At 71.1% G+C, this 6,956-nt stretch carries 7 protein-coding genes; 3 read left to right on the forward strand and 4 right to left on the reverse strand.

Annotated features, from left to right (window positions below; genetic code table 11):
• On the reverse strand, positions 1-731 hold a 731-nt coding region (locus VFZ20_RS03610), incomplete at its 3' end, for a PIG-L deacetylase family protein (protein ID WP_329682461.1).
• Between the two features lie 90 nt (positions 732-821).
• Complete coding sequence (locus VFZ20_RS03615) at positions 822-1,085, reverse strand: hypothetical protein (RefSeq protein WP_329682462.1); 264 nt, start codon at positions 1,083-1,085, stop codon at positions 822-824.
• Positions 1,086-1,416: 331 nt separating this feature from the next.
• Here VFZ20_RS03615 and VFZ20_RS03620 point away from each other — a divergent pair, with 331 nt between their 5' ends.
• From VFZ20_RS03620 to VFZ20_RS03630, 3 genes are all read left to right on the forward strand, one after another.
• Positions 1,417-1,872 carry an SRPBCC family protein gene (locus VFZ20_RS03620; protein WP_329682463.1) on the forward strand — a complete coding sequence of 152 codons (456 nt, stop codon included), beginning with the start codon at positions 1,417-1,419 and terminating at the stop codon, positions 1,870-1,872.
• Positions 1,873-1,904: 32 nt separating this feature from the next.
• Complete coding sequence (locus VFZ20_RS03625) at positions 1,905-3,044, forward strand: PrsW family intramembrane metalloprotease (RefSeq protein WP_329682464.1); 1,140 nt, start codon at positions 1,905-1,907, stop codon at positions 3,042-3,044.
• Between the two features lie 542 nt (positions 3,045-3,586).
• A complete protein-coding gene (locus tag VFZ20_RS03630; RefSeq protein ID WP_329682465.1) occupies positions 3,587-5,779 on the forward strand; it encodes a LysM peptidoglycan-binding domain-containing protein in 2,193 nt (730 codons plus the stop codon).
• A gap of 89 nt (positions 5,780-5,868) precedes the next feature.
• On the opposite strand, the gene VFZ20_RS03635 is transcribed toward VFZ20_RS03630, so the two are convergent.
• Together VFZ20_RS03635 and VFZ20_RS03640 are read right to left on the reverse strand one after the other, a co-directional pair.
• A complete protein-coding gene (locus tag VFZ20_RS03635; protein WP_329682466.1) occupies positions 5,869-6,111 on the reverse strand; it encodes a hypothetical protein in 243 nt (80 codons plus the stop codon).
• Positions 6,112-6,432: 321 nt separating this feature from the next.
• Positions 6,433-6,651, reverse strand: coding sequence for a CsbD family protein (locus tag VFZ20_RS03640; protein ID WP_329682467.1), 219 nt, complete (start codon positions 6,649-6,651; stop codon positions 6,433-6,435).
• Between the last annotated feature and the right edge of the window lie 305 nt (positions 6,652-6,956).

Here is a 6,956-nt window from a genome sequence, read left to right on the forward strand (position 1 = left end):
CGATCGGGGTGGGGATACTCGCCCTCGGAAGGGGCGGCTGGGATGATGTGCTTCACCACGCCCGCCTGCGTCTCCCACGCGTCGAACACCTCGGCGTAGCGCAGGCCGTACGGCTGCCCCGCGAGCCGCAGGCGCTGCTCCAGCCACTGCGGATCGCCGAACCCGATGTTCTCGCGGTAGAAGCGCGCCAGCTCGTGGATGGTGTCCACGTACGGCTCCACGTCCACAGCGACCGGCGGCAGGTTGGAGTACGCGCCGCGGTAGGTGAACACGGGCACGTAGGCCCGGTGCGGCGTGGCCGGGCTCACCACCTTGGCAATGCGCGCCAGGGTGATGGCATCGCGAAAGATCTGCCCCGACGCCTGGTGGTCGGGATGGCGCATGCCCCGCCCCCACGCGTCGCCCCAGGTGATGAGCCCGTCGGGCTTGATCTCCGTCAGCAGCTTGGCGACGCGGTGGCCCACCTCGGGCGTGGCGTGCACGCCGCAGTCCGGCAGGTCCAGAAAGCGCGTCTCCACGCCCAGGATCTCGCCCGCGCGGCGGCCGTGCTCCTCGCGGCGCGCGGCCACCTCCGCGGCGGACAGCGGGCCGAACGCCTCGGTCATCTCGCCGCGGGTGAGCCACACCACCACCACGCGATCACCGCGCGCCTTCTGCGCCAGGATGGTCCCCGCCGCGCCTACCTCATCGTCCGGGTGGGCCAGCCCCACCAGCAGCGTTCTCTGCGTCATTCCGCCCCTTGCCCCGATTCCGTTGTGCGCCCGTGCGTGGACGCATCATGGAATCTCCGGACCACGCCCGTTCGCGGCAAGCGGGGACGCTCAGAGAAGCGCCAGCTGCCGCGAGCGGCGTCTCGCGCGGCGCCGCGCCGGCGTGGGCCGCGCCGTGGGAACTTCCGCGTACAGGGGCGCCTCGGCGTGCACGGGCGCGCGGCGGGGATGCGCGGGCTCGCGCGGCGGCAGGGGCGCGGACGGAAGCGCCGCATCACCGTACAGCCAGTCCGTCACCCAGCCCAGGTCGCGGGCATCCGTCGCGATGTGACGGCCGTCCAGTGCCGCTTCCGCGGCCAGCTCTCCCCCGATCATCGGCATCCTCCCTCACCTTTCGCACGCGCATTGGTCATCGACACGGGCCGACAACTTACCGAATATAAACCGAAAGTGCAAGATGCTCGTGAGCGCTGGGAACAGGGGATCGTACCGGTGCGGGGAACCGCGCGGATCCCCCAATCCGATGATGCCGCCAGGCGCGTACCCTCGGCGGGCAGATCGGCCCCATGACGGACACTTCCACGAACACCGCTCGGGATCGTACGTTCAAGCCGGCGCGGCCGCCCCGCGACAGAACGGCGCGGGGGCGATAGATTTCGCGCGCGGGGGCCGGCGTGGACGCACGGGAACGGGGAGGGGGAGGCGGATGAAGCTGTACACACTGGAGCGGGAGCAGCGGCTCCCGATCCCGCTGGAGACGGCGTGGGACTTTTTCTCCGACGCCCGCAACCTGGCCCGCATCACGCCGCCCAGCATGGGCTTCGAGGTCACGTCGAAGCTGCCGGAGCGCATGTACGCGGGGATGATCATCACCTACCGCGTGCGGCCGCTGCTGGGCGTGCCCGTGACCTGGGTGACGGAGATCACGCACGTGGACGAGGGCCGGCTGTTCGTGGACGAGCAGCGATTCGGGCCCTACCGCTTCTGGCATCACCAGCACCTCTTTCGCGAGTTTCCCGGCGGCGTGGAGGTGGGCGACATCGTGAGCTACGCCCTGCCCCCCGGCGCCGGGCCCGTGCGTCCGCTGCTGGTGACGCCGCGCCTGGAATCCATCTTCGACTACCGCCGCGAGGTGCTGACGAAGATGTTCGGAACGCTCTGACTTTTCGCAGGACCGTCCGCAACCGACCCCTGATGGCCGCCGAAGAACGGGACATCCCCCGCCCCGCCGCGCGCATTCCCCTTGTGATGCCGCAGGCGCAGCCGCACCCCATGCTCACGCGTGTGGCGATCATCTGCGGCGCCATCAGCCTAGGGCTCATCGCGGGCGACCTGGGGCTCAAGGCGTTCGGAGCGGGCTTCATCGTGGCCGTGGTGCCCGTGCCCGTGTACGTGGTGCTGGCCCTGTGGCTGGACCGGTTCGAGCCGGAGCCGGCGCAGACGCTGTGGCAGACGTTCGCGTGGGGCGCCACCGTGGCCGTGTTCGTGGCGCTGATGGTGAACATGGTAAGCCAGGACCTGCTGGCCGCCGTGGCGGGGCCCGACGCGGCGGAGTGGTTCGGCACCATCGTCACGGCGCCGGTGGTGGAGGAGCTGGCGAAGGGGTTTGCGCTGCTCATCCTGTTCCGCGAGCTCAAGGACGAGTTCGACGGCGTGGTGGACGGCGTGGTGTACGCGGCCATGGTGGGGCTGGGCTTCGCCATGATCGAGAACGTGCAGTACTACGGCGCCTCCATCGCCGAGGGCGCGGAAAGCTCCGTGGTCACGTTCTTTCTGCGCGGCATGGTGTCGCCGTTCGCGCATCCGCTGTTCACCAGCATGTTCGGCATCGGGCTGGGGATCGTGCGCGAGCGGCACGGGCAGGGGCGCAGCTGGGCGGCGCCGTTCCTGGGGCTCACGGTGGCCATCGCGCTGCACTCGCTGTGGAACATGGCCGCCAGCTTCGACGGCTGGTTCTTCGCGCTGTACGTGATGGTGATGCTGCCCGCGTTCGTGGGCGTGCTGACGATGATCTACCTGTCGCTGCGCCGCGAGGGGCGCGTGCTGCGTGAGCACCTGGGGCCCCTGGTGGGCGACGGCATTTTGACGGACGACGAGCTGGAGTGCCTGTGCCAGGTGCGCACGCGGATGGGCGCGAGCCTCACGGCGTGGAGGCGCGGCGGCATTCCGCACTGGCGCGCGCGGCGGGAGCTGCACCGCGTGGCCAGCGAGCTGGCGTTCCACCGCTGGCGCGTGCTGCGCGGCCTGACCCTGGGCCCCGAGGCCGACGCCCAGCGCGAGGCGGACTACGTGAAGCGCCTGTGCGAGCTGTACGAGCACGGGCGGGTGGGATGACGGACAGATGTGGGCGTCGTCCCCCAGCCTGAGCGGCTAAAGCCGCCGCTACGACTGCGGTAAGCCCTGTCTCGCGCTGACGCGCGATGCGAACAGGGCTTCAACCACCAACACGGGACAGACCCGGCGGAGGGGCGCGGCTCCACCGCGAGAGGGCCGCGGTGCAGTCCGCGACGGCGGACTTCGTGCCGTTCCAGCGGCGAATTCATTCGCTCCGGCTGGGACCGCGCCATGCCCGCCGAGGATTTGCCACCGCGCCGCGACGCGCCCGCATCGGCTCCGCCGACGTCTCGATCCCTCCATCGCGCTCGGGCCCGCCCGATGCGAGCCGTTGAAGCCCCGCGCAGTTTGCGGGGCTTTCCGCTGTCGTTGCGGCGAGTTCACTCGCTCGGCCGGATGCCGGCTCCACCGCGCCGACGACGACATAGTGCACGGGCGACACTCTGGCCTAAATGGCGGCGCCGCGCTACTTTCGCCGTTCATGGCCGCCTGCCGGCCGCCCCGCCGTCCGCAATCCTGCAAGACCAGATCGGGAAGTGCCGATGCATCGAAAGACCATCGCAGGCCTTTTCGTGCTCGTGTCCGCCGCCGCGTGCGGACCGGGCCGCGCGCCCGTACGCACGACGCCCGCGCCGGAGCCCGCTCCGCCCGTGGCGCCGCCCGCCCCGCCCATCGAGGAGATCACCCCCATCGAGCAGGCGGCGCCCACGAGCACGTCCGCGGCGCCCATCGGGGCCGACCTGCTGGGCGGCGCGGCGTACGACCTGCCGATGGAGGCTAACCTCTCGGTCCGGAACGAGCTGGAGTTCCTGGTCTACCAGCGGCACGACGTGGTGGGCAGCTGGCTGCGCAACGCCGCGCCGTACCACGAGTTCGTGCGCGAGGTGTTCGCGTCGTACGGCGTGCCGCGCGACCTGAGCCACCTGGGGATGATCGAGAGCGGCTACCGGCCCACCGTGCGCAGCCACGCGGGCGCCGTGGGCATGTGGCAGTTCATGCCCGCCACGGGCCGCGGGATGGGCCTGCGCATCGACTCGCTGGTGGACGAGCGGATGGACCCCGTGCGCTCCACGCACGCCGCCGCGCGCCACCTGCGCGACCTGCACCGCCGGTTCCGCGGCGACTGGTCGCTGGCCGCCGCCGCGTACAACGCCGGCGAGGGCCGCATCAACCGCGGGCTCGGCCGCTTCAACGCGTCGAATTTCTGGGACCTGGCCAACCGCGGTGACCTGGCGCAGGAGACGCGGCGCTACGTCCCCCGGCTGTACGCGACGACCATCATCGCCAAGGACCCCGTGCGCTTCGGGTTCCCGGCGCCGGGCATCGTGCGGCGGTTCGCGTACGACAGCGTGCGGGTGGACCTGGCCACGCCCCTGAGCGTGCTGGCGCAGGTGGGCAACCTGCCGGTGAACGAGCTGACGGAGATGAATCCGCACATCTACCGCCAGGTGGCGCCCCGCAACTACTGGGTGTGGGTGCCGGCCGGCCAGGGCGGCGCCCTGCAGCAGGCCTTCGCGGCGTCCGAGTTCCGCCAGCGCGGCGGATTCGGAACGTACCGCGTTCGCGAGGGCGAGTCGCTGGGGCAGCTGGCCACGCTGTCGGGGCTGACGACGGAGCAGATCCGCTCGCTGAACCTGTCGGCCAACACGGACAACCTGCGCGCCGGCACGCAGCTGCGCCTGTACGCCGACGCGGCCCGCGTGCTGAACGCGCGCCCCGTGGAGCGCGTAGCCCGCGGCGAGTCGCGCCGGTCCGGCCCGCGCGTGCTGGGCGACACGCCCGAGAACGCCGGCACGTCCGAGTCCGCGTCGTCCACGCGGGAGTCGTCGGAGCGGACGAGCGCGTCATCTTCGGAGCGCCGGAGCGGATCGAGCACCTCGTCCGAGCGGAACGCGTCATCTTCGGAGCGGCGCAGCGGATCGTCCGAATCCGCCACCTCGTCGCGCCGCTCGTCGTCGGAGGGCTCGTCCAGCCGGGCGGGCGGCGAGCGCGCGTCGTCCTCCGCCTCGTCCGAGCGGCGGAGCGGATCGAGCACGTCGGAGCGGAACGCGTCGACGGAGCGGCGCGGCGGATCGTCGGAATCTGCATCCTCGTCCACGCGGCGGTCGTCGGAGAGCGGATCCAGCCGGGCGAGCGGCGAGCAGCCGGCATCGTCCTCCTCCAGCTCGTCCTCGTCCAGCTCGACGGCGCGGCGGAGCGAGGGATCGTCTTCGTCCGCGCGGACGCACACGGTGGAAGACGGCGAGACGCTGTGGAGCATCGCGCGCCGATACGAAACCACGGTGGACGCGGTGCGGGAGGCCAACGACATGGGCTCCGAGACCATCCGCCCCGGCCAGACGCTGCGCATCCCCCGCGCGTCGTCCGCGACGGCCGGCACGGCACGAAGCGAGTCCGGCACCGGCCGCACGGCCACCACGGCGCGCCCGGAATCCAGCGGCAGCCGGCCGAGCACGCCGTCCTCCAGCCGCCCGTCGGGCGAGCGTGCGTCTGCGTCGTCTTCGGAGCGTTCATCGTCGAGCTCGTCCGCGGCGCGGTCGGGCTCCACGTCGAACGGCAGCCAGTCGGGCGGGACGGCGTCGCGGCGGCGCGAGCACACGGTGGGCGACGGCGAGACGCTGTGGGGCATTGCCCGCCGCTACGAGACCACGGTGGACAGCCTGCGCCGCGCCAACGACCTGTCGGAGGGCGAGCAGATCCAGCCCGGGCAAAAGCTGACCATCCCGGAGAACTGATCCGCATCCGCTGATCGCGAATCGAAAAGGCCCGCTCCCTCTCGAGGAAGCGGGCCTTTCTCGTGGACCCCGGGACGACGCGCGACGGATCAGCCGATGCCGGGAACGGAGTCCTCGGCGGAGGCCGGGGCGGCGCCCTCCGCCTCGTCGCCCACGTCTTCCACCTCGTTCTCGGAGAACCCGACGACGGTGCCGTCCTCGAACTGCACCATGAAGCCGTCGCGGCCGCTCTCGTTGTTGTCGGCGCCCCAGTGGCCGATGACCTCGCCCACGCGTCCCACGTACGGCTCCGACTGGTCGTAGTACGACCGCACCACGCGCACCTTGTGCATCACGCTTCTCCCGCGTCCCGGGTCCGTTCTCGCATTCTCGCCGCGGCGGGTCATGCATGGAGTGCGCCGGATGCGTATCGCGAGGCGGGAGAACGGATCTCAGCGGATGGGGACGGACCGCGCGGAGCGTGGGGAGAACCCGGATCCTGCACCATGGATGGCTCGCCTCACGGGCGAGGGCCCCCTCCCCTCGGCCCCCTGCCCCCGCTTCGCGGGGGAGGGGGAGAACTGCAGAACCAGCGCGTCCCGATCCACGATGAAGATCGGCCGCCCCCACCGTGGAGGCGGCCGTTCATCATCCGATCATCCGGCGGAGCGCCGTCAGATGCGGTTGTTGCGCTGGGCCTGCTCGGCCGCGAGGCGGCGCGCATTGGCCTCGCGCAGCTCCTCCTCGGCGCGGGCCGCGTCCTGCTCGGCCACGCCCTCGACCTGCTCCAGCCGGCCTTCCGTCTTCATCTGCCGGTCTCCCAGCAGGTCGCCGAGCCCTTCCTTGAGCTTGCCGCCCAGGTGGGTGGCCTTGCCGTTCAGATCGTCCGCCATCTGCACCTTCCTGTTACAGGCTCCCGTCTCTCTCCCCCCGGCCTGTGACGGTGGCAAACAATATGCCGTGCAAGCATTTGCGACGTGCCTTCAGCGCGGCGCCCCGATCGACGTACGTGCATCCGCCCGCGGCGCGGACGCGTACCTGCTTTCGCACTTTCGCACTTTCGCACTTTCGCACTTTCGCACTTTCGCACTTTCGCACTTTCGCACTTTCGGGTCGTGTACCTGGTGGTAGTTGACGCCGTGGACTAGTGTGTGGTGAACACCGTTCACACTTCGACTCGCCAGAGCGTCACATGTCG

Origin of the sequence: Longimicrobium sp. (assembly GCF_036280135.1) — a bacterium.
Classification (GTDB): Bacteria; Gemmatimonadota; Gemmatimonadetes; order Longimicrobiales; family Longimicrobiaceae; genus Longimicrobium.